This is a genomic window from Thermogemmatispora sp., from assembly GCF_042408735.1.
Classification (GTDB): domain Bacteria; phylum Chloroflexota; class Ktedonobacteria; order Ktedonobacterales; family Ktedonobacteraceae; genus Thermogemmatispora.
In genome coordinates, this window is the sequence record NZ_JBHOQV010000126.1 from 182,955 (window position 1) to 209,615 (window position 26,661).

Annotated in this window: 18 protein-coding genes, 1 tRNA gene and 1 CRISPR repeat array; of the genes, 13 read left to right on the plus strand and 6 right to left on the minus strand. The window is 62.0% G+C overall.

All coding sequences use genetic code 11. The annotated features are described in order from the left end of the window. Positions 1-549 precede the first annotated feature (549 nt). The 6 genes from ACFMO7_RS12245 to ndk all read left to right on the plus strand — a co-directional run bounded on the left by ACFMO7_RS12245 (position 550) and on the right by ndk (position 9,286). Positions 550-1,665, plus strand: coding sequence for an RNA polymerase sigma factor RpoD/SigA (locus ACFMO7_RS12245; protein ID WP_376795762.1), 1,116 nt, complete (start codon positions 550-552; stop codon positions 1,663-1,665). Positions 1,666-2,095: 430 nt separating this feature from the next. Then, positions 2,096-3,097, plus strand: a complete 1,002-nt coding sequence (locus tag ACFMO7_RS12250; RefSeq protein WP_376795763.1) for a zinc ribbon domain-containing protein — start codon at positions 2,096-2,098, stop codon at positions 3,095-3,097. A gap of 403 nt (positions 3,098-3,500) precedes the next feature. After that, on the plus strand, positions 3,501-4,778 hold the full coding sequence (locus tag ACFMO7_RS12255) for a M16 family metallopeptidase (protein WP_376795764.1): 1,278 nt from the start codon (positions 3,501-3,503) through the stop codon (positions 4,776-4,778). Between the two features lie 24 nt (positions 4,779-4,802). After that, the gene (locus ACFMO7_RS12260) at positions 4,803-8,012 is read left to right on the plus strand and encodes a tetratricopeptide repeat protein (protein ID WP_376795765.1); all 3,210 of its coding nucleotides are present in this window, start codon (positions 4,803-4,805) and stop codon (positions 8,010-8,012) included. 365 nt (positions 8,013-8,377) lie between these two features. Beyond that, positions 8,378-8,731 (plus strand): roadblock/LC7 domain-containing protein, encoded by a 354-nt coding sequence (locus ACFMO7_RS12265; protein WP_376795766.1) that lies wholly within the window; start codon positions 8,378-8,380, stop codon positions 8,729-8,731. A gap of 90 nt (positions 8,732-8,821) precedes the next feature. Further along, positions 8,822-9,286, plus strand: a complete 465-nt coding sequence (gene ndk, locus ACFMO7_RS12270) for a nucleoside-diphosphate kinase (RefSeq protein WP_376795767.1) — start codon at positions 8,822-8,824, stop codon at positions 9,284-9,286. A 637-nt stretch (positions 9,287-9,923) separates the two neighbouring features. Here ndk and ACFMO7_RS12275 read toward each other — a convergent pair. Further along, entirely contained in the window at positions 9,924-10,202 is a 279-nt protein-coding gene (locus ACFMO7_RS12275; RefSeq protein WP_376795768.1) for a hypothetical protein, read from the minus strand. A gap of 568 nt (positions 10,203-10,770) precedes the next feature. Between ACFMO7_RS12275 and ACFMO7_RS12280 the strand changes: the two genes are divergently transcribed. After that, positions 10,771-11,688 (plus strand): type II CAAX prenyl endopeptidase Rce1 family protein, encoded by a 918-nt coding sequence (locus ACFMO7_RS12280; protein ID WP_376795769.1) that lies wholly within the window; start codon positions 10,771-10,773, stop codon positions 11,686-11,688. A 152-nt stretch (positions 11,689-11,840) separates the two neighbouring features. Here ACFMO7_RS12280 and ACFMO7_RS12285 read toward each other — a convergent pair whose 3' ends face one another. Next, positions 11,841-13,196: a phenylacetate--CoA ligase family protein gene (locus ACFMO7_RS12285; protein WP_376795770.1), complete on the minus strand. Its 1,356-nt coding sequence runs from the start codon at positions 13,194-13,196 to the stop codon at positions 11,841-11,843. A gap of 229 nt (positions 13,197-13,425) precedes the next feature. Between ACFMO7_RS12285 and ACFMO7_RS12290 the strand changes: the two genes are divergently transcribed. The 3 genes from ACFMO7_RS12290 to ACFMO7_RS12300 all read left to right on the plus strand — a co-directional run bounded on the left by ACFMO7_RS12290 (position 13,426) and on the right by ACFMO7_RS12300 (position 16,772). Next, positions 13,426-14,097 (plus strand): HAD family hydrolase, encoded by a 672-nt coding sequence (locus ACFMO7_RS12290; RefSeq protein ID WP_376795771.1) that lies wholly within the window; start codon positions 13,426-13,428, stop codon positions 14,095-14,097. Between the two features lie 175 nt (positions 14,098-14,272). Beyond that, positions 14,273-14,368 (plus strand) — tRNA-Sec (locus ACFMO7_RS12295). Between the two features lie 298 nt (positions 14,369-14,666). Further along, positions 14,667-16,772, plus strand: coding sequence for a hypothetical protein (locus ACFMO7_RS12300; protein ID WP_376795772.1), 2,106 nt, complete (start codon positions 14,667-14,669; stop codon positions 16,770-16,772). Positions 16,773-16,888: 116 nt separating this feature from the next. On the opposite strand, the gene ACFMO7_RS12305 is transcribed toward ACFMO7_RS12300, so the two are convergent. Then, positions 16,889-17,743: an SDR family NAD(P)-dependent oxidoreductase gene (locus tag ACFMO7_RS12305; protein ID WP_376795773.1), complete on the minus strand. Its 855-nt coding sequence runs from the start codon at positions 17,741-17,743 to the stop codon at positions 16,889-16,891. Between the two features lie 345 nt (positions 17,744-18,088). Here ACFMO7_RS12305 and ACFMO7_RS12310 point away from each other — a divergent pair, with 345 nt between their 5' ends. Next, complete coding sequence (locus ACFMO7_RS12310) at positions 18,089-18,481, plus strand: hypothetical protein (RefSeq protein WP_376795774.1); 393 nt, start codon at positions 18,089-18,091, stop codon at positions 18,479-18,481. A gap of 38 nt (positions 18,482-18,519) precedes the next feature. Next, positions 18,520-19,629, plus strand: coding sequence for an MFS transporter (locus tag ACFMO7_RS12315; RefSeq protein WP_376795775.1), 1,110 nt, complete (start codon positions 18,520-18,522; stop codon positions 19,627-19,629). Here the strand turns inward: ACFMO7_RS12315 and ACFMO7_RS12320 are convergent. Beyond that, positions 19,561-20,115, minus strand: a complete 555-nt coding sequence (locus ACFMO7_RS12320; protein WP_376795776.1) for an acyl-CoA thioesterase — start codon at positions 20,113-20,115, stop codon at positions 19,561-19,563. The two genes, ACFMO7_RS12315 and ACFMO7_RS12320, sit on opposite strands and share 69 nt — an antisense overlap. A gap of 87 nt (positions 20,116-20,202) precedes the next feature. Continuing rightward, a complete protein-coding gene (locus tag ACFMO7_RS12325; protein WP_376795777.1) occupies positions 20,203-20,841 on the minus strand; it encodes a hypothetical protein in 639 nt (212 codons plus the stop codon). Between the two features lie 627 nt (positions 20,842-21,468). Between ACFMO7_RS12325 and ACFMO7_RS12330 the strand changes: the two genes are divergently transcribed. Next, positions 21,469-22,314, plus strand: a complete 846-nt coding sequence (locus ACFMO7_RS12330) for a hypothetical protein (RefSeq protein ID WP_376795778.1) — start codon at positions 21,469-21,471, stop codon at positions 22,312-22,314. A 179-nt stretch (positions 22,315-22,493) separates the two neighbouring features. On the opposite strand, the gene bcp is transcribed toward ACFMO7_RS12330, so the two are convergent. After that, the gene (gene bcp / locus ACFMO7_RS12335; RefSeq protein ID WP_376795779.1) at positions 22,494-23,003 is read right to left on the minus strand and encodes a thioredoxin-dependent thiol peroxidase; all 510 of its coding nucleotides are present in this window, start codon (positions 23,001-23,003) and stop codon (positions 22,494-22,496) included. Positions 23,004-23,896: 893 nt separating this feature from the next. Continuing rightward, positions 23,897-26,660: direct repeats of the CRISPR family, unit length 35 nt; unit sequence GTTGCAGAGGCTTCGATCCGCTTGAGGATACTGAA. Position 26,661 lies beyond the last annotated feature (1 nt).

Consider the following 26,661-nt stretch of genomic DNA (forward strand, 5'->3'; position numbering starts at 1 on the left):
GAGAAGGGCCTCTGTGGCCGCTGCCCCCCTGGCTTCAGCGGGTGTGACGGGGAGAGAGCGGAATTGCGGTGTCGAGCTAGCGCTGAACCGGCCTCTGCCGCTTTGCAGGGCAGCTCTTCGACCAGGCCGCCTCTACCGCGCTCTTCGTCCTGCGCTGAGGAGGGGTCAGAGCGAGAGAACTCAGGCTACCGGCGGCCTGCCCGTAAAGGGAGCCAGGCCAGGCCCAAGGATCCCTTTAGTGATCCGGTAATGATCCGGGTCTGAAGGTCGGTGACCGGCTGGCACAGCTCAGTCAGGCAGGCGGCCCACGGCTGCCGGGCCTGAGAGGAAGCAAGCAAGAAAGCGGATGGCCAGGGGGAAGATACGGTTAGAACCTGAGAGAATTTAAGGTAAACACCTGATGCTGGCTAACCTGAGTTCCAGGTAGAATAGAAGCCGCTGGATGGATGCCAGGAATGGGCCTACCCGGCACCAATGCCGACCACGAGGCCGTACGGAGGCCGGCAAGCTGGTTTTTGTCGGTGAGTTTCCCGAAGGGAGCGTGGAATCATGGCTATAGCTGCTGCAGATCCCGTACGCGATGGCCGCAGGATGCGACCGGCCAGCCACTCAGCAAGACGGCACGCAGGTCGGAAGGCGGCCACGCTGGAGATAGAAAGCGAGGCCGCTCTGCTGGCCACGGGCGAGGACGAGGTTGCCCTCCCCGAGAGCGAGTCCGTTGCCGATCTGGCCCTTGATCCGTTGCTGGAGAGCAGCGACGAGCTGGAGATGGAGAGCGCCGAGGCCGATCTGACGGATGAGGTCCCTACTCGCCGCTCTTCGAATGTGCGCCAGGCTCTCGGCTCTGAAGATGCTTTTCAGAGCTACCTGCGCGATATCCGTGGCCTGGGCCTGCTGACTCACGAGGAGGAGCTGGAGCTGGCACGCCGGGCCGCCGAGGGCGATGAGCTGGCGCGCCGCAAGCTGATCGAGTCTAACCTGCGCCTGGTCATCGCTATTGCCCGTCGTTATACAAGTACCGGCGTTCCCCTGGTCGACCTGATCCAGGAGGGCAACCTCGGGCTGATGCGCGCCGCCGAGAAGTTCGATTACCGCCGCGGCTGCCACTTCGGTACGTACGCGACCTGGTGGATTCGTCAGGCCGTCAGCCGGGCCGCCGGCGAGCAGTCGCGTCTGATCCACCTGCCAGAACATGTGGCAACCCGCCTGCGCAAGGTCCGCCGCGTCGCCGCTCAGCTCTCTCAGGAGAGCGGGCTGGACCCCGAGCCTGAGCAGATCGCCGCGGCTTGCAATATTGACGTCAATGAAGTCATCGATCTCCTCAGTGTGATTGAACAACCCGTCTCTCTGGACGCCCCCGTTGATGATGAAGCCCGCCACTCGCTGGCCGATACGCTAGAGGATAGTACTGCCCCTGCTCCCGCTGAGACCGCCTCACAGCACCTGCTCGGCGAGGAGCTGCATCGCGCTCTCTCAACGCTTACTCCGCGCGAGCGCGCCGTGATTACGCTTCGTTACGGCATCGGCGATGGGCGTAGCCGCACACTGCTGGAAGTCGGCAAGGAATTGGGCATTTCGCGCGAGCGCGTTCGCCAGCTTGAGGTGGTGGCCCTGATGAAGCTGCGTAATTTTAGCGGCAATGCCTCTCTGCGCGAGTGCGTTTGAACCTGTTTCCGGTTACGACAAGCAAGCAGGCGGACAGGGTCCTCATCCCGCGGCGTGGCGCGCCGAAAGAGCAGATCGTTCCTTCCCTTTGCCCGCTCAATTCTCTCGAGGGCATGGGTCAGCCAGCCCGCCGGCCCATGCCCTGCCTGATCAGGCCTCCTGACCCTCAGCAATCGGCACTGACTATCAGGCTCTCTCCTGGCTGGCTCCCCTTCTCTTTTACCGACCTGCCGGCCCTCCCACTCGTGAGTAGAGGCGCTCTTCTGCGCGCTGTTGCTCTTTTCCCGTGGCTCACCCCCTCTGAAGGCCAGGAGCAAGATTGTCGCCCTCGACGAAAAGACCTGTCCTGTGGTAGACTGCGAAGTGTCACGGGAAGAGACGAGAGTTTGCTACGAAGCGCTTGCTTCTGTCTGAGAGGAGAATCTGGCACATGCAACCTTGTGCAACCTGTGGTACTGATGTGAGCGGTAAACGTTTCTGCCCGCAGTGTGGCACACCCGTGCCACAGGCCCAGCCCTTATCGGCGCAACAGCCGACAGTTGTTTCCGGCGGGCAGGCGGCGGCGAGCGGGGAATGGTGCCCGCGCTGTGGCGGTCAGGTGCGGCCTGGGGCAGCGTTCTGTTCCCACTGCGGCAATGCCCTGCGTCCGGCAACGCCAGCCGCCTCGACAGCGTCGTCCGTGCGACTATGTCCACACTGTCACGCTCAGGTGGCCGCTCAGGAGGCTTTCTGTACGAATTGTGGCGCCTCCCTGGCCGAGCCAGCCACGCCGCGCTTCTGCCCGCAGTGCGGCCAGCCACAGCAGAGCGGGGCTCGCTTCTGTAGTGCCTGCGGGGCGGAGCTGAATACGGCGGCGGCCACTTCTCCCACGGTGATCACCGCCGGCCCTTATCCTGTGCCTCCGGCAGGCAGTAGCGCCCCCGGAACAGGGGCCGGTGGTCCCTATCCAGTCCCAGTGGCCGGCTCGCCCGGCCCAGCCTCATACGCCCCTTCTACGGCCCAGGCTCCGGCCCAATATGGCTCCTATCCCGCTGCCGGGCAGGCGGCCCCTGCCTATCCACCCCAGACACCACTGGTGCTGCGTTGTCCTGTCTGCTGGGCCATCTCGCCCGCGGGAACGACAAACTGTCCAGGCTGTCGCACGAGCCTGGTCGGCGTCGCCCCGATGCCCGCAACGGCAGTCCAGCAGTCTCCCAACCAGCAGGGAGGACTTGGCGGGCTGCTCCAGAGCGACGGCGGCAAGCTGGCAATGGGGGCCTTGGGCGGAGCAGCGGCGGTCATTGGCGGCGAGATGCTGCTGCACGGCCTGGAGCGCTCGCTGGAGGGCAACGACTACGGATATTCTCATCACCATCACCACCATCATCACGAGCACGAAGGTGGCTTCCTGGGAGATCTGGGCCGCCTGGCGGACGACGTCGGCCTGATCTGAGCAGGCCCCTACAAGCGGCGAGCACGACGGCTCCAGAGCGACGCTCGCTCTGCCGCCAGACAGGAGCAGAGGTTGGAGACCGGGCCGCTCTTCTCTTCGGCTCCGGCTCCGGCCCCAGCCCCAACCCCGGCCCAGCCGCCGGCCTCCTGACCCGCAGTCGCCCGTTCGTTCGCTCGCTTGCTCGTTCGTTCGCTCGTTCGCCCGCCCGCTCGCCCCGGCTGTACCCAGATAGGCTAGTTTGCCTAACTTCTTCTTTCGCCTTGTTGCGACACACCTGTAAAGGGTCTATAATGTCTGGCAACAGGGGGTATCATTCTCAAGAGAAGCCGCTCGGGCGTGCCTCACCCGCCTGTTTTCTCACTGGCTCACTAGCGGCTCAATTCATTAAGAAACGCATGCATCGATGCAATACGAGCGAACTACGCTGCCAAACGGCCTGCGTCTGTTGACGATGTGCGTGCCGAGCATCCGCTCGGCCAGCATCGCTTTTTTCTTTGCCGCCGGCTCGCGCTATGAACCGGATCACCTGGCCGGCATATCCCACTTTATTGAGCATATGCTGTTTAAAGGGTCAAAAAATTATCCAAGCGCTCGTATTCTCTCGGAGACAATCGAGGGGGTAGGGGGAGTCTTCAACGGCAGCACGGGGAAGGAGCTGACCAGCTATACCGCGCGCGTCCCCTGTGAGCACCTGGATGTGGTGATCGAGGTCCTTGCCGATATGATTCGTTACCCGCTCTTTGATCCCCAGGAGATTGAGAAGGAGCGGCAGGTGATCATAGAGGAGCTGAGCGCGACACGCGACGATCCACAGGAGTGGTCAGGGCTGTTGCTAGATCAGATTATGTGGCCCGGTCTGCCTCTGGGGCGCGACGACGCGGGACGCGACGAGACGGTGGCCGCGATCAGCCGCCAGGACATGCTGGCCTACCTGGAGCAGTTTTATCGTCCCAATGCTCTGGTGGTCAGCGTGGTGGGCAATATTCACCACGCCCAGGTACGGGAGCTGATCGAGTGGCTCTTTCACGATTGGGAGCCGCGCCCGCTGCGAACCTGGACGCCCTGCCCGCCCCCGCGCAATGTTCCCCCCGTGGCCGTGGTCTATAAGGAGACAGAGCAGACGAATCTTTCGCTGGGCACCCTGGGAGTGGCGCACTCTTCCCCCGATTATTATGCGCTGATGCTCTTGAACGCTATTCTGGGGGAGGGGATGAGTTCGCGCCTGTTCCAGAGCATTCGCGAGGAACGCGGGCTGGCCTACGATATCGGTAGCTATACGAGTAGCTATTACGAAACGGGCAATCTGGTGGTGAGCGCAGGGGTCGATCCATCCCAGACGGAGGCCGCGGTCCGGGCCATCGTCCAGGAGCTGAACGCCCTCTGCGAGGCGCCTGTCTCTCAGGCGGAGCTGGAACGCTTTAAGGCCTATGTCTGCGGCGGCCTGATCCTGGGTATGGAGAGCACCCAGCAGGTCGCTAACTGGCTCGCCAGCCAGGAATGCCTGCTTGGACAGGTGATCGATGTGGACGAGATGATCCGCCAGATTCAGGCCGTGACTCCCCAGGATCTCCAGCGCGTGGCCCGCACTTGCTTTGCTCCCGAATGGCGCCGCCTGGCGCTGATTGGCCCCGAGGACCCCCAACAGATGGACCATTTTCAGAAGTTGCTCACTGCTGCCTAACGCGGGAAGAGGAGACCAGGTTCCATGCTGAAAACGATGTCTACGCTGCGTGAGTATTTGCAGTATACGGAGGATGCCCTGAGCGCCGGGCGCATCGAGGAGGCTCTTGAACATTGCCAGTATGTGCTCTCGCACTTCCCTCACTCGCTGGAGGCCCACCGCCTCCTCGGCGAGATCTATCTGGCCCAGAATCGCTTGACAGAGGCCCAGCAGACCTTCGATTGGGTGCTGACCAACGATCCCGAAAACGTGCTCGCTTACTGTAACCGCGCGCTGACAAGCGAACGCCAGGGAGATGTGGAGACCGCGCTCGATTGCTATCAGCAGGCCTATGAGCTGAGCCGCGGGAATAGCCAGATTCGTCAGGAGTTTAATAAGCTGAGCGCGCGCAGCGGTCAGCCAGGCTTTATGTTCTCGCGCGCCGGCCTGGCTCGCCTCTATATGCGCGGCGACCTGCTCTTCCAGGCGATCCAGGAGTGGGAGGCGGTCTTGGCCGCGACTCCCGATCGTCTCGATGCCCGAACGGGCCTGCTCGAGGCTTGCTGGCGCGATGGCGACTACGAGCGCGCCGAGCAGATCGCTACGGGCCTGCTGGAGGAGATCCCCGGCTGCCTCAAGGCTCTGCTGCTCCTGGCCCATATGACCTTCCCCCACAATCCGGCTCGCGCCCGCGAGCTGCTTCAGCGCGCCGAGGCGCTTGATCCGGAGATGACAATGGCCCGCGAGCTGTTCGGCGATCTGCTGACGGCTTCCCCTGATGATCCTTTCCTGACACTCGTGCGCAAGGATGCGGTCTTGATGCCTCCTCCCGGACGAAGCGCCGTCTCTTCCTCTTTTTCTGGGTCTGCCGCTTCCACCGTTTCTTCCGAGCCTGCTCTCCCCACATCCGGTCTGGGACCTGGCCTGGCCGAGGAGCATGGCCCAGCCAGCGAGGAGAGCGAGCCAATTTTTGGCTGGACCACACCCGACCCTTATCCTCTGGCGCTGTCAACGACTCCGACCCCTTCTCCGACGCCCGCGCCGCCTTCTCCTCTCCCTTCGCAGCAGATGGGAGAGCTTGCGCCCAATAGCAGCGGGGAGACTCATCGGGCCAGCTCTCCTGCCTGGTCTCTCTCGAGCAACGATCTGTCTTTGGCAGGACAGGGGCTTTCTTGGGAGGAGGAGCAGCCGTCCTGGCCACCGGCCTCGCCGGTTGGCGCTGAGGACGACCTGGGATGGCCGGCTGGCCAGAGTTCCTCGCATCCTGCCTGGCTAGATGCCCTCGATGCGACGCCCTATCGGCAACCATCCGGTTCTCTGGCGGCGCCAACGCCACCAGCGGAGCCGTCAGCCTCGTTCTCCTCTTCGGCAGAGAGCGAGAGCGCCACGCTACAGGAAAGCGCGAAGGCGACAAGGACAGGCCGCGAGGAGGTCTCCGAGAGCACCTGGTCTCAGCCTCAGTCTGCCGCTCAGGCCGAGCCGTCCTCTCCTGGGTCCCAGGAGCAGGAGGAGGAAGAAATCTTTCCATTCATGCGCGAGGGGGCCGATCCAGAGGAGGGTTGGCCGGAATGGCTGAAGTCGCTGGGAGCGGAGACAATGGAAGAGGAGGAGGCGGAGGAGTCGGCGGCGGAAGCCTCTGTCTCTTCCCCAGGAACTGGACTACGTGGAGCGATCTGGGGTGAGGCAGAAACAGCCGAGGAGGCACTACAGGAGAGCACGGTTCCAGAGTCCGCCGGGCCTGAGCTACAGGGAGCGTCAGCCTCTCCGGCCCACTCCGAGTCCGACGGCTACGCTCGCTTCGAGCAGGCGACCCTGGCCGAACCCCCATCGCGCTCCGAGGAGGACTACGCTATATCGGAGCCTGCCTACTCGCCATCGACCACCTGGGATGAGCTGGCAAACGAGGGATTCTCTGCCCCTATGGAGAAACCTGCCTGGCTGGAGCAACTGCAAGCCAGTCACAGCGCCTTCGAGGAACAGGAGGCCGCCGCTGGACCGCTCTGGCCGCCCTCTCCTGCTCCAGCCGCCTCCTCTGGCTCTGATACAAGGACCTCACCGCCGGCTGCCGCGATCTGGGGCGAGGAGCCGCCTTCTACACCCACAGCTTCGCCACAGAGCAGCCCGCGCCCAGAGGAGGGCCTCCCCTGGCTTGAGCAGCTCGCTGGCTGGTCGTCAGGCTCAGGTATCTCGGCAGGTCCATCCGCAGAGGCACAGACGCGCTCTCCCTACGAGAGCCGCGGCACGCGCTCTGAGCCTGAGCCATCGCCTGCTCCCCCCCCTTCGACGCAGCCCCAGGAGCAGTCCGCTTCGTCATGGCTGGCCGAGCTGGCCGCTGGCGCCGGGCAGCGCCCGCCAGAACAGAGCGCTCCACCGGCAGCCGCCGAGCAGCGGCTGGTGACGACTTTGGAGGATCTGGAGCAACAGCTCTATGCTCAGGGCTTCGTGCCGTTACAGCCGGGTGGGCTGGCCAGCTTTGCTCAGCCACAGGGGACACCTTCCCAGTCCTCTGCCGGAACAGCGGAGCAGCCACGAGCCGCTTACGAGGACCAGCGGCAGCCTACGCTCCCGCCGATGCCAACTCCGCCCGCCGGGCTGGAGGAAACGGTACGCGCGCCGTTAGGCCAGCCGTCGGTTCAGCCACCGCGCCACGAGGAGCCGCGCCAGGCGCCCGAGCCGCTCTGGCCCGCTACCCCCACCCCTGGCCCAAGCCCAAGCTCGCCCACAGCTCACGGACTCTCTCAGGGTCCTTCGCTGCCGAGCTACCGGCCCGACGCTCTTCTGGAGGATGAGCTGGAGACAACCATGAAGCGCCCCGTCTTCCGCCTCCAGCCAGCCCAGAATCGCCCACAGACACCCGGCGGACGCCCCACCCCACGCTCTACCAGCGCCGGCACTGGCCCCGGTCGGGCGACCCCAGGCTCTGGCTCGGGATCCTCCGGCCCCACCGCAGGTCGCAGCTCCGAGGGTGGCGAGGTAAACTACAAGGAGCACCTGATCCGCGGCTATCAGTACCAGCTCGCCGGCGCTTACGACGAGGCGATGCAGGAATACCGCATCGTGATCCGCAACCAGCCGGAATTGCTGGGCGAGGTCATTAGCAATACGCGCGCTTTGCTGAAGCTGGCGCCCAAATATGCCCCCGGTTACCGCGTGCTGGGCGACGCCTACATGCGCCAGGGCGAGTACCTCCAGGCCATGGAGGCATACAATAAGGCTTTGACTATGACGCGCCGCGCCAAAGGCCAGGGCGCTTAGCCACCGCGCCGGCAGGCAGAGGTCTGCCTGCCCGGCTTAGACGCTAGCCCGGAGCTGGCCGCCAGAGCCAAAGCCTGGAGAGAAGAAGCACGAAGAAAGGCTCTCCCGCTGAACTGCACAGCCAGAAGAGAGAGCGATCAGCTAGCCAGCGGCTAGACGAGGAGAAGAGACGTCAGGAAGGAGGGCTCAAGAAGTGGGTCGTCCGGCTAACCTGGCTGAGCCTGATCATCCTCTCTCTTCTGCCCCCCTCGCATACCAGGCTGGCTGGCTGCTGGGCCAGATCTGGCCCGCTACGGCCCTTGCGCTCTAGCTTCGAGATGGACGACTCACAAGAAGAATCTAGCTACCATCCAAAGGAGTCATCAGTGGAGACGATTCTACAGCGGTTGACCGAGCTTGATGAGGTCTCAGGCGTCATTCTGGTGGGTAAGGATGGGCTGATCGTCAGCGGAACGCTGCACAGCGAGGACGAGGAGATGATCGGAGCCTTGTCCGCGACGGCCTTTGGTTCCCTCAGTAGCTATACCAGGCAAATTAACCAGGGCGAGATCCGCCATGCTATAATTGAAACGCAACAGGGGACAATCCAGATGGCGGAGGTGGGCGATTTGATCCTCGTGGTGACTACCCAGCAGACCCGCTCTCCCAATCTAGGACGCGTGCGCCTGGAGATGAAGAAGGCCTGTCGCCAGATTCTCCCTCTGGTGACAAGCCAGTAGAAGGGAGGCTTCTCCCTTTTGTTTGACTAAGCCCCAGGCCCTCAAGGCAGTGGCCTGTATTTTGGTGGAAAGGAAGTTCTGATCGCTGGCATGGAACGAACATTGATCATTATTAAGCCCGAAGGGGTCCAGCGCGGCCTCATCGGGCAGATTCTCGCCCGCTTCGAGCAGCGCGGGCTGAAGTTCGTCGGCCTGAAGATGCTGCAGATGTCCCCCGCTCTGGCCGAGGAACACTACGCTGTCCATAAGGGGAAACCATTTTACGCCGGTCTGGTGAAGCATATTACCTCCGGCCCAGTGGTGGTCGGTGTGGTCGAGGGCCGGGGCGCCATTAAGATGGTGCGCACGATGATGGGGGCCACCAACGCCGCCGAGGCCGCCCCGGGAACGATCCGCGGCGATTTCGCCCTGGAGATCGGCTATAACATCATTCACGGCTCCGACGGACCAGAGACAGCGGCCCGCGAGATCAGCCTCTTCTTTAAGCCGGAGGAACTGCTCGATTACCGGCTGGCCAACGAGTCCTGGCTCTATGAGGAGCCAGAGCAGCATTGAGCAAGGCTCCGCTCCTGATGCACCCTACCTGCCTGTCTGGCTGCCGGCAGACTGAGAACGGCGCCAGCAGGCAACGCTCAGGTCGCGGCCATCGCTCCTCTGCCACTTCAGCCGTTGGGATTGTTGAATTGCTTCTTACCCTTCTTCCACACCAAAGACTTTCCTGATCACTCACCCTGGTTTAGCCTATTCCTCTTCTTCTACTATCTACCTGGAAGGTCCGGTCCGGGTGGCCGCCTGCCAGACGCCACCCGCCGGCTTCCTTCTTTCCATACCTCCAGGTCAGGTCACGCTCCCTCTCCGCCCAGAGCAGAGCCAGGTGGCCTTGAGCGGAGCTGCCCTTGCTGCGGGAAGTGGATCGCCTGGTCGGCATCGGTCAGAGGATCAGGCCCCCCACTGGCCCAGGGCCGCCCCTAGACCAGACAAAGGTCGCAGCGGTGACGAGGAGGAAAGAGAAGAGGAGACGATCAGGCAGACAGGTAGATGGGAAGGAAGACAGGACGGCAGCGCCGGCTGGCCGCCTGACCTGAGTACGGGGCCTGACCTCGACGGCAAAGGAACGGACAGAGGTCGCTCACTCCGACCATAAGGGACCTGTCAGGCAGAGAGTACGTCAGCCCATTGTCTGGCTAGCCGATCACGCCGGGCTGCTCCTCCGAGACCCTTTTCCTTTGACTGCTTCTTTCTTCTCTTCTTTCTCCGCAAGACGCCAACAGCATGTTTTGCTACGCAAGCAGCGGTTCTGCTCTTCCAGGGTGAGTGGGGGCGTGCCTTTCATGCAGAATACCTGATACAGCGGCTCGCCCGCTTCGATATCGCTGTTGGAAAACCAGCGCTCGCGGTAGAATGGGCAGCCGTTACGATGCTTACGCCAGTTTGGACTATTGGCTGGATTGCTTTCAAGTGTACCTGCCAAGAATCCCTTCCTTCCTCTTAGCAAACGTGCTTCTACTTGTTCCGCTCATCAACTCGTGCCAGAGAGATGGGCGATCAACGAACGTTGTGCCAGGCGAGGCCGACGAGCAACTGACATTGGCTCTCTGTTCGCCCGCTGGCGAGTCGTCTCTCGGGCGGTGCAACGAAGGGAATGGTTGCTCCCACCTTGCTCTGGCCGGCTTTTTCCCGTCGGTCTGGTGGTTTCATCGTACTTCGGAAAGGTCGGGCATGTCAAGCCATCACCAGCCCGCGCAAGAGCACTGGTTGGGCGATAATCATCAGCACTTTCATCAGCAGCAAATCGCGCAGGGGCTGAGCCGCCCCCTGGGACAGGCAGGCGGATGGACAAACAGATAGCCTCAGGTCACGCTTGCAGAGCAAGGCTGGCATCCGCTATACTGGCGCAGGAAGTCAAGATGGCTTCTTCCCATTGAACGAGTGCGGCAGCGTTAAGCGAGGAGAGGAGAGCATAAGCAGGTCCTGGCTTTCTTGGCTTCTGGAAGAAGCAATCGCTACCTGACTTCGATTTAGTTAGCTGGGAGGCTCTGGTGAGTTTATCGTCACATTCGGCAGGGGGACCGCCGCCAGATCGCCCACCTTTGAGGGCGGAGGAGGCCCCTGTTCCCTGGTCGTTCCGCGAGACCTGGCTGGCGCTCTTGATCCCCCTGGTGCCCTGGCTCCTGCTCTCGCTCGGTGCTCAGTTGCAGGGCAGCCGCCTGCCCAATCCCAAGACGCCACTCCCCTGGCAGCAGGACCTGGCAGGGGCCCTGGCGGCGGCTCTCTCGACCGTGGTCGTCGAAGGGGCTTTTTTGCTGGTGGCGCTTTTCTTCGCGCGGCGCGCTTTGCGCCGCCAGACCCAGACCCAGCCTGGTGCAGAGCCAGCAGCAACCAGCACCAGCGAGGCGGAGGGCACGTCCACGCCTCCTCGAGCAGTGCCCGCGGCTAAAGGGAGCCACAGCCACGTTTCCCTGGGAATGGTGCTGCAAGCCCTTGGCTTGCGCCGCTTTCGCCCGCTTTTTCTCTGGCTGGTCGTAGGCTTCCTGGCTCTGCTCTACGTGGTCAACAGTCTCTACTCGGCCCTACTTGAGGGTCTGAAGCTCCCACTCCAGACCAACGATCAAGTTATTTTAGAGAGCAGTCGCCTGGCGCCGCTGACGACCACTGTTCTGTTGGTCTTAGCGGTGATCGTGGCTCCTGTCTGCGAGGAGATCTTTTTCCGTGGCTTCGTCTTTCCCGGCTTACGGCGCGGCCTGGCCCCCGGCTGGGCAGTGGTAGTAAGCGCGCTGGTCTTTGCCCTGGCTCACGCTGACCTTGGCTCACTGCCAGTGCTGATCGTGATCGGCCTGCTTCTGGCCGTGCTGCGTTGGTGGAGCGGCTCTCTCTACCCCGGCTTGCTCTTGCACGTGCTCAACAACGGGATTAGCGCCGTAGTGATTGTGCTCTATATGCTGGGAAGCCTGCACTAGGGCCTCCCTGGGGTGGGGGCATCCGAGCAACGAGCAAGCCGGCGGGGTAGTTCGTCCCGGTCTGGCAGGGCAGGAGGGTGGAGACCTGCCAGCCCCCGAGCCGGGTGACGTGAAGAGGAGAGGCGGCCAGCCGCCGCCGCTCAGCCTGAAGGTCAGGCGTCGCCATGCAACTTGCGGCGATCTTCCACGCGCGCGCTGGCTGTCTTCGACTCGCCGCCGGTGGCGCGTGGCAGGCTATCGGGCGGCACCAGCTCCACTTTGGGCGTGTTGCCCGTGACCGATTTGACCGCCTCGGCCATGGCCCGGGCCAGTTCCTGACAGCGCTCGCCCTGGTCTAGCAGTTGCCGCTCCTTCACCTCAACTTTGAGCAGAAAGGTGTCCAGCCCATCGCGGCGATCGACAATGATGCGGAAGTTAGTACCGGTCTCGGGGAAGCGCAGTAGGGCCGCCTCGACCTGGCTGGGAAAGACCAGGAGACCGCGGATAGAGACCGCGTCGTCGGTCCGCCCTTTGATGGCGCCGATTTTGGGATGGGTGCGCCCGCAGGCACAGCGCTCTTCCCACCAGAGACGCGAGAGATCGCGGCTGCGGTAGCGGATCATGGCTGTGCCATCGCCGGTGAGCCAGGTCCAGACCAGCTCTCCCTCCTGGCCTTCTTCAACCCATTCGCCGGTCTCAGGATTGATACATTCCACCAGGAAGGCATCAGCCCAGGCATGCATACCGTTGCGCTGCTCACACTCGCAGGTCATGCCCGGTCCTAAAAATTCGGTCATGCCGAACTCGTCGTAAGCCGTGATGTGAAAATATTCCTCTAGCTTCAGCCGCGTCTCCCAGGGCCAGGGTTCAGCGCCAAAGAGACCAATGCGCAGCCTGGTGCTGTTGAAATCGATGCCCAGTTCGCGCGCCTTGCGTCCCAGGTAGAGGCCAACGGAGGGGGTCATGCACATGGCGGTGACGCCGAAGTCGGCGATAAACTCGAAGATGCGCTCATATTGGCGCGCATCGGAGCCCATCGGGATGACCATGACCCCCATCTCCAAGGCTCCGTAGTGGAAGCCAAAGCCGCCGGTCGGTAGCCCATAGCCGTAGCAGTTCAGCAGGATATCGCCGGGCCGCAGACCAACCATCCAAAGCTCTCGGGCGTTCAGCTCGGCCCAGTTCTGCAGGTCGCGTCGGGTGGCAAAGACCGGCACGCTTTTGCCAGTGGTGCCGCTGGTGGCGTGGACCTCCAGCGCTCCCTGCTCTCCCCCAGGCGGCACCATGGCTACCCCATAGGGATAGGCAGCGCGCACACTCTTCTTTTCAAGAAAAGGCAGCTTCTGTATATCTTCTAAGCTTTTTATATCTTCTGGCTTTACCCCAGCTTCGTCATAGAGCTGGCGGTAGAAGGCATTCTGTTTATAGGCACGAGTGACAACCGCCTGCAGGCGCTCAAGCTGGAGGGCGCGCAGGCGTTCACGGGGCAGAGTTTCGATCTCTTCGTTGAAATATTTCCGATCGCTCATGGGCAGCACCTCCGCCACTATTCTACCATTGCTCTCTGCAGGCGTCTACGCGGGCAAGGACTCTGGCCCTTCTGGACGGGCAGGCCGGACGAGGACGATATATGGTATCATGTCTGAGGGAAGAGCGCAGGGGAAGGTCATGCCCCCTGGCCTGGTCTTGGACAGCATAGCCTAGCTGGCCTTCTCCGTGTTCTTTCTTGTCTTGAGAGGAAGGAGCAGGGACTTTTCTATGGCAGTATCAGGCCTTCAGGCCGTGATCTGGGATCTGGATGGGGTGATTATCGATAGCGCGCAGGCCCACTTTCGGGCCTGGCGGCGTCTGGCCGAAGAGGAAGGGTGGAAGTTGAGCGAGGAGGATTTCCGCGCGACCTTTGGGATGCGCAACGATCGCATTATCCCGCTGCTTTGGGGAGAGATGCCTCCCGAGCGGGTGCGCGCTCTCTCGGAGCGCAAGGAAGCCTATTTCCGCGAGCTGGTGCGCCAGAACCCTCAGGGCCTGGCTCTGCCAGGGGCGCTGGAGCTGCTACAGGCGCTGCATGAGGCCGGGATCGCCCAGGCGCTGGCTTCATCAACGCCTCCGGAGAACATTGCTCTGATCAGCGAGCTGCTGGGACTGCAGCGCTATCTGCAGGCCCTGATCTCGGGGGAAATGGCGGAGCGCGGCAAGCCGGCTCCGGATATCTTTTTGAAGGCCGCTGAGGCTTTGGGCGTCTCGCCTTCTGCCTGCCTGGTAATTGAGGATGCGGTGGCCGGCGTCGAGGCGGCCCATGCCGCCGGCATGCGTTGCCTGGCGGTCACAACAACTCGTGAAGCCGAGGCGCTACGCCAGGCCGATCTGGTGGTGCCCTCGCTCACAGAGGTGGACGTAGGGCGCCTGCGCGCTCTGGTCCCTGCCTCGTGAGCGAAAGAGAGGGGCCACCCTTCTTTGTTCCACCCCCAGCCCCGGCCGGCCGTCGTAGGCGTCTCCAGAGGCGAGACCGACTTGCGGACGCCTGGGCCTTGGGCTATACTCTCAGACAGGACGAGGCTGGCCTCGTCCTCTACTGGCATTTCTCTGCCTGCCAGCATCTGATCACGGAGGTGTAGGGGTCCCGGTGGGCCTCGCCGTCTTCAAAACGGTCGGGGGGTCGCTGCGCGCGGTCCCTGGTGGGTTCGACTCCCATACACCTCTGTTTCCCTTGCTGCTTCTCTTGCCGCCCCTCCGGCCAGGCCTGGCCAGGGGGTAAGCCGTCGATCTGCCTGGCTTGCTCTCTATCTCCCATGCTTTGGCCAGTTCTGCCACCTGTCGATGCTATCCCCCCTTTAAGTCGTTCTGAATCATGCGGAGGAACGTTCGCTCCTTTCTAAGCGTCTCTCTAAACTGTAGAAATGCCCAAAAGAAGAAAGGCGTAGAAAGCGATGTGCTCTCTCCAGCTATCTTTACGCTATCTAAAGCGGGTTCCTGGGGGAGTCGGCAGGCTCTGGCCATGCTTGCAGGGCTGGTTGCCTGGCATTGGCCAGGCGGCGCTACTGCTGGGGGTGGCCCTGGCGATTCAATGGCCAGCCCCAGTGAATGGTGACCAACTGGTGGCCGCCTGGCGCGGGAGCGATCTTGTAGTGAGCCACTGGCCGATGGCTCTGGAGCTACAGCGGACGGTCGCCCAGGCTCATCGTCTGCCGCTGTGGAATCCCTATTTCGGCGGCGGCCTCCCTCTTGGGGCCGACCCTCTAGCCGCTCTCTTCTATCCGCCAACTCAATTGGTACACTTCTTTTCGCTGCGCGATTACTTCTTTGTATTGATGACTCTGCATTTCTGGTGGGCCGGGCTGGGAACGCTTTTGCTGGCGCGCCGCGTCCTCGCTCTGCCGCGCTGGCCAGCTCTGGTGGCAGCGGTGGCTTACATGGCGACGCCGCGCCTGATCAGCCACCTGGGGGCCGGGCACGTAACGATCATGCAGGCGGTCTGTTGGTATCCCTGGCTGGCTCTGGCTACCTGGGCGAGCGTGCGCCAGCCGCTGCGTTGGGGACCGGCCCTGGCCCTCTGCCTGGCTATGCTGCTCCTGGCCGGTCACCCACAGATGGCCTATTACGGCTTGCTGATGATGGCCGCCGTCGCCGTCTGCTTCCTGCTGCGGCGCTGGTGGTATGATGGCTGGCGCCCGGCCTTGCTCTCGTCGCTCTGCCTGCTCCTGGCCGGGGGCCTGGGGACGCTGCTGGCAGGCATTCACCTGCTGCCGCTGTTGGAACTGATGCGCTACTCGACGCGCGCCTATGCGCTTCATCCCAAGGATCAGATTACGCTCACGCAGTTCCTCCATGCCCTGGTGAGCGAGCCGCCACCCGGCTGGCTGACGTGGGAGGGTATGGTCGCTCCTGGGCTGAGTGTGCTCTGCCTGGCGGTTTTTGGCATCGCGAGCCGTGTGCGCAAAGCCTGGCTGCTGGCCCTGGGCATCGTCCTGGTGGCCAGCCTGGCGATGGGCCAGTCTTCGAAGGTCTACCATGTGGTGCAGCACTGGCTGCCGGATTTCGATCGCTTCCGTGGCCTGGCGCGCATCTGGTTCCTGGGTCTGCTGGGCATTGCCCTGCTGGCCGGCCTGGGAGCGGGGACGCTCACGCAGTCTCTGCAGCGCCTGAGCCGCGCGGCGAGCCTGGCGATGGGCCTGCTCCTGGTAGCCCTGGTCGCCACAAACCTGGTGCTAGTTGATCAGCACTACTCGCAGGTTGGCTCGGTACGCTTGATTACCATGCCCTCGCCGATCGCCCTGGCCGCCCAGCGACTGGCCGGTGATGGGCGTATCTACAGTGTGCAGCAAAATATCCCGCAGTTGACCGCGGCTGAGCTGGAGCTGCGCCTGGCCGATGGGTCGGACCCGCTCCTGGTTGGGGCCTACGTCCAGTATATGGACCGCGCCGGGGGCTACTACGGTACCGGCTATCAGCAGCATATTCCTGCCTCGGACGCTCCCTGGTTTCGCCCTGATCCGCGCCTGCTCGGCCTGCTGCATGTCACGGTCCTGGTCTCGAGCCGCCCCCTGCACGACAGTCACCTGCTTCTGGCCGACAAGATCGACGGGACCTACCTCTACCGAAACACCCTCGATGCCGGTCCAGCCTACCTGCTCAGTCCCGGCGCAAGCGGTCAATTGCCCACACTGGCTACCTATCGGCGTCTACCGGCCACGATCAAGCTGCTGCGCCTCCAGGACGATGAGCAGAGCTTCGAGGCGAGGAGCGCGAGCGGTGGCTATCTGGTGCTGGCAACGACGGCCTACCCAGGCTGGATTGCCGTGCTCGATGGACAACGAGTGCCGGTGCAAACGTTTGCCGGTCTGATGCCAGCGATTCGTGTTGGAGCTGGCAGGCACACGCTCAGCTACCTCTACCGGCCTGCCTCTGTCGCGCGGGGCGCGGCGCTCTCGGCTTTCGGACTGCTGTTGCTCCTCCTCTGGTTGGCCGGCTGGCAACTCTATCGACGGGGTCGCCTCCCACTTCCGCACCGGCATCCTGAGTCACCGAGAGTCACGCCAGAGCGGGCGCAGCCACTTAGCACGCCGACAGGCGAGATGGCAGCCCCGCTCGGCCAGGAACGACGCTGAGGAAGGGGCGACAGAGACGAGGGAGCCAGGTCCCGGTAGCGGCACACTCCAATCTGCCTGGCACAGCTCCCCGTCCTGTCGCCTTTCCTTCCTCGGGACAGCGCAAGGTTTCCGACTTAGCGCGGCTGGGGCTCAGGTGCTGAGGAGAGAGAGCTGCCGCTTGGGGCAGAGCTGCCTGACTGCACGCGACGAGGTAGAAAGCTGCCAGCAACGCGGGCACCCAGTGTGCGCGGTACCAGGCGCGTGCTGAAGGCCATGAGCTTGTTGAGGAGGCCGGGAACAACCTGGCTGCGCCCTCGCTCTAGGGCATGCAGGCTGGCCGCCACAACCTGCTCGGGAGCGAGGATCAGCCCGGGCATACCTTCCTGGGAAGTCCCCATGACGGCAAAGAAGTTGGTGGCAACCGGACCGGGGCAGACCGCCACGACTCGCAGCCCACGGCGTCGATATTCTGCCCAGAGGGCCTGGCTGAAGGAGAGAACGAAGGCTTTGGTGGCCGCATAGACAGCCATGTGAGGAATGGGCAGGAAGGCCGCCAGCGAGGCAAGATTGATGATGGCCCCCTCCCCACGGGCCAGCATCGGCGGCAGGAGCCTATGAGTCAGATCGACGAGAGCCGCCACGTTGAGCATGATCTCTTCGTGCTCCCGCTCGGCAGCCTGCTCATCGAAGGGACCATAGGTGCCAAAGCCAGCATTGTTGATGAGCAAGTCTATCGCGAGGCCGCGCTCCTGCACGGCCTGGGCCAGCTGGGTCGCCGCACCCTCACGGCTGAGATCGAGAGCTACCACCTCGGTCCGGACGCCATGCCGTTGGTGCAGTTCTGCGGCGAGCCGCCGCAGCCGCTCCTCTGAGCGGGCTACAAGAACGAGATGCATGCCGCGCGCCGCCAGGGCCTGCGCAAACGCCAGCCCAATACCAGACGAGGCGCCTGTAATCAGGGCTGTTTTGCCACGATAGTCGTACGCCAAGAGAATCCTCCTGTTCACCTTTCAAAGGACACGAGCCGCTTACTTGCCTCATCGCTACCGATCGCGCCATCGACGCACGCCGCAGCGTAGTTCACCTTGACAGCGCTCCTTTTGCTGTGACACGCTGTAGAGGGAAGATCGGTACGTGAATAGGTAGCAGAGGCGAGGGCACCTGCCTGCGCCCTCGCCAGCGGCAGCTGAGTCGACAACCCTGGTTCGGGCCTGGTGCCTCGGGGCATCGCTGTCCAGTCTCTAGAGAGAATAGTAGCGCCGGCATGTGGGGGCACTTCAAGAGCATCCTTCCCCTCTAGCACGATCAGCCTGGTGGCGGTCGCTGAAGCATAGATGAAAGTCCTGATCAATCGCAATTTCGCGCTGCTCTGGCTCGGCCAGGCCATTTCCAACCTGGGCGACGTGATTCTAGGAGCAGCGCTTGTACTTTGGATCGCTAACGATTTCGGACGGGGGCACTCCTGGGCGCCGGTGGCTGTCAGTGGGGTCTTTATCGCGGAATATGTGCCGGTGGCCTTGATCGGTCCCCTGGCGGGCGTCTTTGTCGATCGCTGGTCGCGGCGGCTGACCAGGCTGCGCACCGACGGGCTGTGCCTGGCCTTGACGGGCTGCCTGGCCTGGATGCTGGCCCCCTTCATCCCTTTTGTAGGAAAGCTGGAGCCGCCCCTCGGCTGGCAGTTAGGTGCTGTCTACACCGTGGTGCTGCTCGCCCAAAGCTGCAGTTAGTTCTTTAATCCTGCCCGCCTGGCTCTGATCGGGGATTTGTGGGAGCGGAGGACCTGGCGCGGGCTACAAGCCTGAGCCAGGCCACGATGGGACTCTCGGTGATCATCGGGCCTGCCATCGGCTCCCTGCTGGTCTTCAATTTCGGCATCCAGTGGGCCGTGATCGCCGATGCCCTCTCGTTCGCTGTCTCTTTCCTCACGATCGCCCTCATCGACGTGCCGGTTGAGAAGCGCCTGGGCGGCGGGCACGTCAGCTTTGGCCAGGATTCCCAGGCCGGGCTGGGCGTGCTGGTCGACAATCGGGGTCTGCTGGCCGTCTTGCTGGCCAGCCTGCTCAGTATGAGCGCTTTCGGGGCCTTGAATGCTCTGGCGATCTTTTTTGTGACCGATAACCTGCATGCGCATGCCCACCCCGACCTCTATGGCCCGCTGGGAACGGTGCTCGGTCTGGGCGCCATCGCCGGAGCTTTGATTGCTGGCCTGATCGCCAGCCGCCTCGGACTGGCGCGCCTGCTCTGGGGCGCCAGCTTGCTTCTGGGCTTGACTACGCTGCTGCTCGCGCGCATGATAAGCGTCGGCCCAGCCTTCGGCCTGATATTCCTGGTGGGTGCAGCCTGGATCGCCGTCAACGTGGCCGTCGAGCTGCTGGTGCTGCGGCTGACGGCCCGCGACTTTGTCGGGCGAGTGACGGCGGTTCTCACGCCGGCGGGCAGCCTGGCCCCGGTACTGAGCGCAGCCCTGGCCGGCGCCCTCGTTAGCACCGTGCTGCACGATTTTCACGCAAGGCTGCTCGGCCTGACCTTTGTTCAGTATCCTCAAGCGGATCGAAGCCTCTGCAACCTCAACACCTCCCAATACCCCGGCTGCGGCGGCATCGGTGCCCTGGTACTGCTGGGCAGCCTGGTCGTACGCCTGCTGATGCACGATGTGCATTTTCTGGACGAGCAGCCAGGGCCGGAGATGCCAGCCCTGGCGCCTTCCCGCGATCAGGCCGGCGAGGCCGAGACGCAGGATAGCCAGTCCGGTCGAGCCGTCCACAACCTCCCTCCTCTCCCCACTCACCTCCTCGACCCCGTCACTTCACGTGGAGCCTCCTTCTTCCAGCCTGGCCAGCTCCTCTTCAAGCTTCTGCATCCGCTGACGGCGTAGGCGGGCTCGCTCGATAATGGTCCTTTCCTCCTCATCGCCAGGGACCAGCGGCGGAACCGGCGTAGGTTTGCCGTGTTCGTCCAGCGCTACGTAGATCACGCGACTGCTAGCGACATGCCGCACTTCGCCGGTCAGCGGGTCCTCCGCTGTGACGCGCACCCCGACCTCCATACTGGTGCGTCCAACGTACTCGAGCTGGCAATGCACGGAGACAACGTCTCCCAAATAAGCAGGAGCCAGAAAGTCGAAGCGCTCAACGCGCGCGGTGACGACGTTTCGATGCGAGTGCTTGATGGCGACCACGGCCGCCGCTTCGTCGACCATGCGCATGATGACGCCGCCGTGGACGTTGCCGTTAGCGTTGGCGTCCAACACCCCCATCAGGCGACTACTGGTCGTGCGGGAGTAGGCAATGGTATGCCCCTGGCTGCGGTCGACCGCGGACGGCGGCCTTTCTCGCTCTTTAGCTTTGTCGAATAGCTCCATGCGCTCCTTTCACTCCGTAGGTTGCTAGCAGGTGCCGAGCTCCACCGCGTGCTCAGCAGAGAGGTATGGCCTGCGTCTTCCCCCACCTCACGAGCTGAAGGTGAAGGACTGGAGCATCGGCTGAAACTCTCCTTGATCGGCCAGGTCGAAAACTGCCTGGGCCGTGGCATAGGCGATGGTAAAGCCGCGTGTCTGAGGCGAGTTCGCCGGATGGTTGACGGCCAGCACCACGATTTTGACGGGTACCGGACTGGGCTGGCCGCCAACGCTCAGGTCACCGGTGGCCGCTCCCTGGCTCCAGCGCTCGCCGGCCACACTGACGGTCGGGTCAACGCTGGCTGGCTGATAGTGGGTGACCTGCGAGCGGAAGAGCTGGAGACCCAGGGTGACCTGCTCTTGTGCCGAGACGACGCCGTTCGGGTTGGGCTGAACATGCACCGAGAGATAGGCGATGCCCTGGGGATCAGAGAAGGTAACGAAGCCCGGCTTGCTGGTGTCGACTTTCCAGCCATGCGGATAGCCAATAACGTAGCCGTCGCCTCGATAGCTGACAAGATTGGAAGTCGAGACAGTACCAGAGACACTGGACGGCTGGTGCGTCGGCGTTGGCGTTGGGGCGCTTGTCGTACCGCCAAAGAGATTACAGGCGCTCACCATGCTTATGAGAATGAGGGAGCAGCATGCTCCCAGGCAGAGGCGTGTAAGCTGTTTGATGGAATGTCTCATCGCTGGGTAGCCCTCGCATTCTTTATCTGCTCGCCTGTGATCGGCGCGCAAACGGCTCAGTTCGATGCGCCGCCTATTATAGCAGCCTGCCTGAGTCTGGGCCAACTTGCTGGCCCAATGGTGGCCCGCTTACACCTACTCGCGCCAAGCCACTTGTACGCCGAAGATAACGACCCTCCCCTTGCTTTTTGTGGGCTGATCCCAGACTCGTTTTCCACCCCCAGACGCGGACGCCGCGAGAGCTTACAAGGCCTCGAGTGCCGACGGGACGGTCTGACCGCCAACCGTCCCTCGCCCGTCCGGCCAGGTGGCAGCCGCAAGGCCCACTGCCGACTGGCTGACCCTCTCTCCTCCCTGCCAGTCCACCAAAGAGGGCAGCACAGGGCCAGGGTACTTCCTGCTCCGCCCTCCTTTCACACGCCAGGCTGTGCTACAAGCGAGAGAATCAGCCTGCCAGCCGTGTTCTTGCTGAGAGCCGCCAGCCTTACTGTTGATGACAGAGCCGCTGTGGCCGGAGCCAGGAAGCAAGCGCCATGCTAACGGTTGCGGGCCGGCGCGCAAGACGATACGCCCAAACAGCATAGCAGATCACAACCACAGCGCGCATGCGACAGGAGGTAGAGCGCCATGTCAGAAATCGATCCGATGTTGCCAGCGATCGACCCGTCCTTTCCTGTATCGACCGTCGAGGCTCTCTGGACCCGTCTGATCTACCTGGGCATGCTTACGAGCGAGCGGCTCAGACTGGCCCTGAGAGCGGTAGCCAGCGTAGACCTGGCTCTGGCCCAGAGCCTGCAGCAGCGCGATCCGCGGTTGATCGCCCTTGGGCAGAGGATAGAAGAAGAGGCCCGCCGCCTGCTGGCCCAGCCAGGCGAAGGGCTAGCTCCGAGCACCAGTCGGCTGCGCCTCCTCTGCTCACTCCCCCTGCTCGTGGGCATACTCCTGCAGTTGGCTGAAGAGGCAGGCGAGATAGCCCGTCTCCTGCTCTGGCTGCAGGGTCCTACTCCGCCGCTGTTGGTTAGCCAGCAAGGGCAGGCGAACGGGGCCACCACCGCTTCGGTTCTACCCGTGGCGGCCTTCTTCGAGCGCCTCACCTTGCTCGGTCAGCAGGCAAGCGCGCTGACACAGGCCACTATCGGGGCTCTGGCTCGCTGGGATACCCAGGAGGCCCAGCGCTTGTGGCGTCGGCAGCGCTATTTTCGCTGCCACCTCGCGCGCCTACAGCATGATCTGTTGACTGGCCTGACCACTCTGGCCAATGAAAGACCCGGCGAGCAGTCCGGCAACGGACCAGGTCAACGCTGGTTCATGCTCCTGTGGGGCTTCGTCTCTTCTCTGCGGGACATCAGTCTCCAGGAGAGTGCCCTCTGTGAGCGGCTGGTTTTCCTGGTCGAGGGCCTGCGCGATATGCGCACGTTGCAGCGTGTCGCCCGCCAGCTCCAGATTCGCTGCCCCCCTGAGCAGGTCCAGTAGAGCCAGGCCGGCCTGACGAGGGAGGGGACAGCGAGGAGCCAGCACAGCCGGGAGGGCAGCGAGGAAGGGCACCCCGGTCCAGTACAGACCAGGGCCACACCAGACTCAGCTTCAGTCCGGCCCGGCCTGCGCTGCTCCTCACTCCTCTATCTCTAGAGAGTCAGGCTCAGCCGGGGGCGTCAGGCTAGCTGCAGCTCCTCAATGGCCCGCAGCACCTCTTGAGCGTGCCCATCTGGCTTGACACTCCGCCAAATCTTGCGGATGACCCCATCGCGATCGATGAGAAAGGTCATGCGCTGCACACCCAGGTACTTGCGACCATAGAGCGTCTTTTCTCCGTAAGCGCCGTACTGGCGGGCCACGCTGGCCCCTACATCGGCCAGCAAGGGGAATGGGAGATGATATTTTTCGGCAAAGTCACGGTGCGAGTCGACCTCATCGGCACTAATGCCAAGCACGGCGATGCCGCGCCTGCGGAACTCGGGATGCATATCGCGGAAGTTGCAGGCTTCGGTCGTACAGCCGGGAGTATTATCTTTCGGATAGAAGTAGAGGACGACAGTACGCCCGCGCAGGTCGGCCAGATGGAGCTGATCACCGCTTGTCTCGTCGCCCCCCACAACGGGTAGGGTGAAATCTGGGGCGGGCTGGCCCTCCGACAGGACAGTCCGCTCTATTGTTTCGCTCATGGCAGATCCTTTCACTAGAAGCTTCGGCTCTTCGCCCAGATCAGGCGGAAGACCGGCGCCCACAAAAGGCGCTATTTACACAGTACCACCGTTCTTCCATGGCTGGCAACGGCTCGCGACCACAGACGCGGACGGTCCACCAGCGCCAGAGCGCACCCTTCAGGGGACGGGGGTGATCTTGAGCAGCCGTTCTGCATCGGCACGGACGATCTTTTCACAATCGGCAGGATTGAGTGCAGCCTGTCAGAGAGAGGCTTAGATCTGCATATTTCATATATGTGACAGATTAAAAAAATATTTTTCAATATTATAGAACATCTTTTTAAATATCATTAATAAGTTATTATCCGTATTGGATGCTTAAGTAGAATATTGAGAGGAATATAGCGGCTGGCTGTCTCTGGCAGGATCCAGCCAGGGAGTTGGTACGAAGCGATCCAGAACATCCCCTACTGATAGGGTTGCAGAAGCCACGATCCGCTTCTGGGTACTGAAAGATTTGGGTGTGTGGGCTGCCCTGCTTGCGAGCGGTTTCACTTCCCCCACGGGGCTGGACCAGCAACTTGACCAGGAATCCTCCCCCCGCCACAAATTGGTGCTTGTGAGGCGCCGCTTCGAAACTCGCCAGACAAGCATCCGGTGAAAGGGCGTCGAGCGCCCTTTGAGGGTCCAAAAGCTGCCTCTTATGCAGCTCTGATTATTTAGAATAGGTTCATGACCGCTCGAAACTCGCCCCTTCAACGCTGCAGCCAACGAGTTTCGAAAGGAACCGTGCTCCGAGGGGGGAGTGGAGAGAGAAACGGAAAATTGCGAGGCTCTCAGATGCCAAAAACGGGGCCTGAATCGTTAGAGAATATGGAAGATGTATCCCGAAGTGGTTTTCGGGGGGGTCGGTTGCAGAGGCTTCGATCCGCTTGAGGATACTGAAAGGAACGTAACGACAAGAAATCCGCGCTTCGAGTTCCCGGCAAAGTTGCAGAGGCTTCGATCCGCTTGAGGATACTGAAAGGGCGTAGTGAGCGCGGCTTCATAGAGCTGCTCGAGCGTTGCAGAGGCTTCGATCCGCTTGAGGATACTGAAAGATCCCAGGCCGGCGGCCGCTCCGAGGTGAAGCTGTCCGGGAGTTGCAGAGGCTTCGATCCGCTTGAGGATACTGAAAGGGGATCAGGACAGGTGGTAGAAATGGAAGGCATCCTGCGTTGCAGAGGCTTCGATCCGCTTGAGGATACTGAAAGATGCCAGCATTGGCGGAAAGGAGCACTGTTTCGGCAGTTGCAGAGGCTTCGATCCGCTTGAGGATACTGAAAGGGTGGAAATTCTCTGGCAGACCTTCCAGCCATGCGACGTTGCAGAGGCTTCGATCCGCTTGAGGATACTGAAAGCGGCGCGCTTGTAATCCTGGTAAAACGCTACCATCGTGTTGCAGAGGCTTCGATCCGCTTGAGGATACTGAAAGAGAGTTCAGCTACGCGCTGCTCACGGCCGCCTCGGCGTTGCAGAGGCTTCGATCCGCTTGAGGATACTGAAAGTCTATGACCGGCCTTATGTTGAAATGCCGGATATGCCAGGTTGCAGAGGCTTCGATCCGCTTGAGGATACTGAAAGCGGGCGTCAGCAGAGAGAGATCTCCCCGACAGCGAATGTTGCAGAGGCTTCGATCCGCTTGAGGATACTGAAAGCTGGACTGTCCGCCTCACAATGCACCTGCCACATCTGTTGCAGAGGCTTCGATCCGCTTGAGGATACTGAAAGACCCCGTGCTGGTCAACACGGACCAGCGCATACACGAGTTGCAGAGGCTTCGATCCGCTTGAGGATACTGAAAGGCCGCGAGAAGGGCTGACTGCGATACCAGACGAGCCGTTGCAGAGGCTTCGATCCGCTTGAGGATACTGAAAGCCTCCCGCAGCGCCGTGGCCGCGAGCTTGAGCGCCTGTTGCAGAGGCTTCGATCCGCTTGAGGATACTGAAAGGCGCAATGCCCTGCTCAGCCCCGATCCGAATGACGATGTTGCAGAGGCTTCGATCCGCTTGAGGATACTGAAAGGCTCCGCGTTCCGGGGCGGAGCCAGGGTGGCTTTCGTTGCAGAGGCTTCGATCCGCTTGAGGATACTGAAAGGGGGTTCAGTCAAGGGTCAGCAGGGATGACTGGAGAACGTTGCAGAGGCTTCGATCCGCTTGAGGATACTGAAAGGCTGGCAGCGAAGCAGCGCTGATCGTCCCTCCACGAGTTGCAGAGGCTTCGATCCGCTTGAGGATACTGAAAGGCTGGCAGCGAAGCAGCGCTGATCGTCCCTCCACGAGTTGCAGAGGCTTCGATCCGCTTGAGGATACTGAAAGTGGGCGGACCGGGAGTGGAAAATCAATCTTCGGACAGGTTGCAGAGGCTTCGATCCGCTTGAGGATACTGAAAGAAGGGCTGGCTGTGGACTTCACGGTGGTGAGACAGCGTTGCAGAGGCTTCGATCCGCTTGAGGATACTGAAAGTGGCGCGGTTGGTGCCTGGCTATGCATCGCCCAGATCGTTGCAGAGGCTTCGATCCGCTTGAGGATACTGAAAGTGCGGACGCCGCGAAAGCGCTTGTAGAGCCGGCGCAGGGGTTGCAGAGGCTTCGATCCGCTTGAGGATACTGAAAGGTCCAGAGCGCGTACGGCAATCCGCTCGTTGACGAGGTTGCAGAGGCTTCGATCCGCTTGAGGATACTGAAAGCGGATATGAGTGGACTCCGTCTGCTCCCTGCTCTAACGTTGCAGAGGCTTCGATCCGCTTGAGGATACTGAAAGAAGATCTGGCGTGACAGGGTCTTGGGAATGGGCATCGTTGCAGAGGCTTCGATCCGCTTGAGGATACTGAAAGTCGTATGGCTCAGGACTATATTGACGCTCTTGTTTGAGTTGCAGAGGCTTCGATCCGCTTGAGGATACTGAAAGCTGGCCCTTGCACGTCGTAGATTGGCCAGTTGTTCTGTTGCAGAGGCTTCGATCCACTTGAGGATACTGAAAGGAGCTGGCTGCGACCTGCGCCGGGTATGTCCAGAGTTGCAGAGGCTTCGATCCGCTTGAGGATACTGAAAGTCGTATGGCTCAGGACTATATTGACGCTCTTGTTTGAGTTGCAGAGGCTTCGATCCGCTTGAGGATACTGAAAGCTTCGAACGCTTCTTGCGGCCAGGCAAGAAAACCCCGCGTTGCAGAGGCTTCGATCCGCTTGAGGATACTGAAAGAGTCCCAGCGCTGCTGCGGCTCCGAGGTGGATCTGCGTTGCAGAGGCTTCGATCCGCTTGAGGATACTGAAAGTTCTTCCTTGATCCGCTCATCCCCCTGGTCCAACGGAGTTGCAGAGGCTTCGATCCCCTTGAGGATACTGAAAGATACCGAAATGGAAGGGATGGGCAGACATGGCAGGTTGCAGAGGCTTCGATCCCCTTGAGGATACTGAAAGAGGTCCCCTTGACCTGGGGCGTGTTTTGTGCTATGGTTGCAGAGGCTTCGATCCGCTTGAGGATACTGAAAGACGGCCTAGTTTCCCAAGGCTACTATCCTCAGGGGAGTTGCAGAGGCTTCGATCCGCTTGAGGATACTGAAAGACGGCCTAGTTTCCCAAGGCTACTATCCTCAGGGGAGTTGCAGAGGCTTCGATCCGCTTGAGGATACTGAAA

Bases quoted from the DNA above. Each gene is read 5' to 3' on its own strand.
- ACFMO7_RS12285 (WP_376795770.1), bottom strand. From the start codon at position 13,196: ATGAGCGATCGGAAATATTTCAACGAAGAGATCGAAACTCTGCCCCGT.
- bcp (WP_376795779.1), bottom strand. From the start codon at position 23,003: ATGAGCGAAACAATAGAGCGGACTGTCCTGTCGGAGGGCCAGCCCGCC.
- ACFMO7_RS12250 (WP_376795763.1), top strand. From the start codon at position 2,096: ATGCAACCTTGTGCAACCTGTGGTACTGATGTGAGCGGTAAACGTTTC.
- ACFMO7_RS12255 (WP_376795764.1), top strand. From the start codon at position 3,501: ATGCAATACGAGCGAACTACGCTGCCAAACGGCCTGCGTCTGTTGACG.
- ACFMO7_RS12310 (WP_376795774.1), top strand. From the start codon at position 18,089: ATGAAAGTCCTGATCAATCGCAATTTCGCGCTGCTCTGGCTCGGCCAG.
- ndk (WP_376795767.1), top strand. From the start codon at position 8,822: ATGGAACGAACATTGATCATTATTAAGCCCGAAGGGGTCCAGCGCGGC.
- ACFMO7_RS12245 (WP_376795762.1), top strand. From the start codon at position 550: ATGGCTATAGCTGCTGCAGATCCCGTACGCGATGGCCGCAGGATGCGA.
- ACFMO7_RS12320 (WP_376795776.1), bottom strand. From the start codon at position 20,115: ATGGAGCTATTCGACAAAGCTAAAGAGCGAGAAAGGCCGCCGTCCGCG.
- ACFMO7_RS12325 (WP_376795777.1), bottom strand. From the start codon at position 20,841: ATGAGACATTCCATCAAACAGCTTACACGCCTCTGCCTGGGAGCATGC.
- ACFMO7_RS12330 (WP_376795778.1), top strand. From the start codon at position 21,469: ATGTCAGAAATCGATCCGATGTTGCCAGCGATCGACCCGTCCTTTCCT.
- ACFMO7_RS12260 (WP_376795765.1), top strand. From the start codon at position 4,803: ATGCTGAAAACGATGTCTACGCTGCGTGAGTATTTGCAGTATACGGAG.
- ACFMO7_RS12290 (WP_376795771.1), top strand. From the start codon at position 13,426: ATGGCAGTATCAGGCCTTCAGGCCGTGATCTGGGATCTGGATGGGGTG.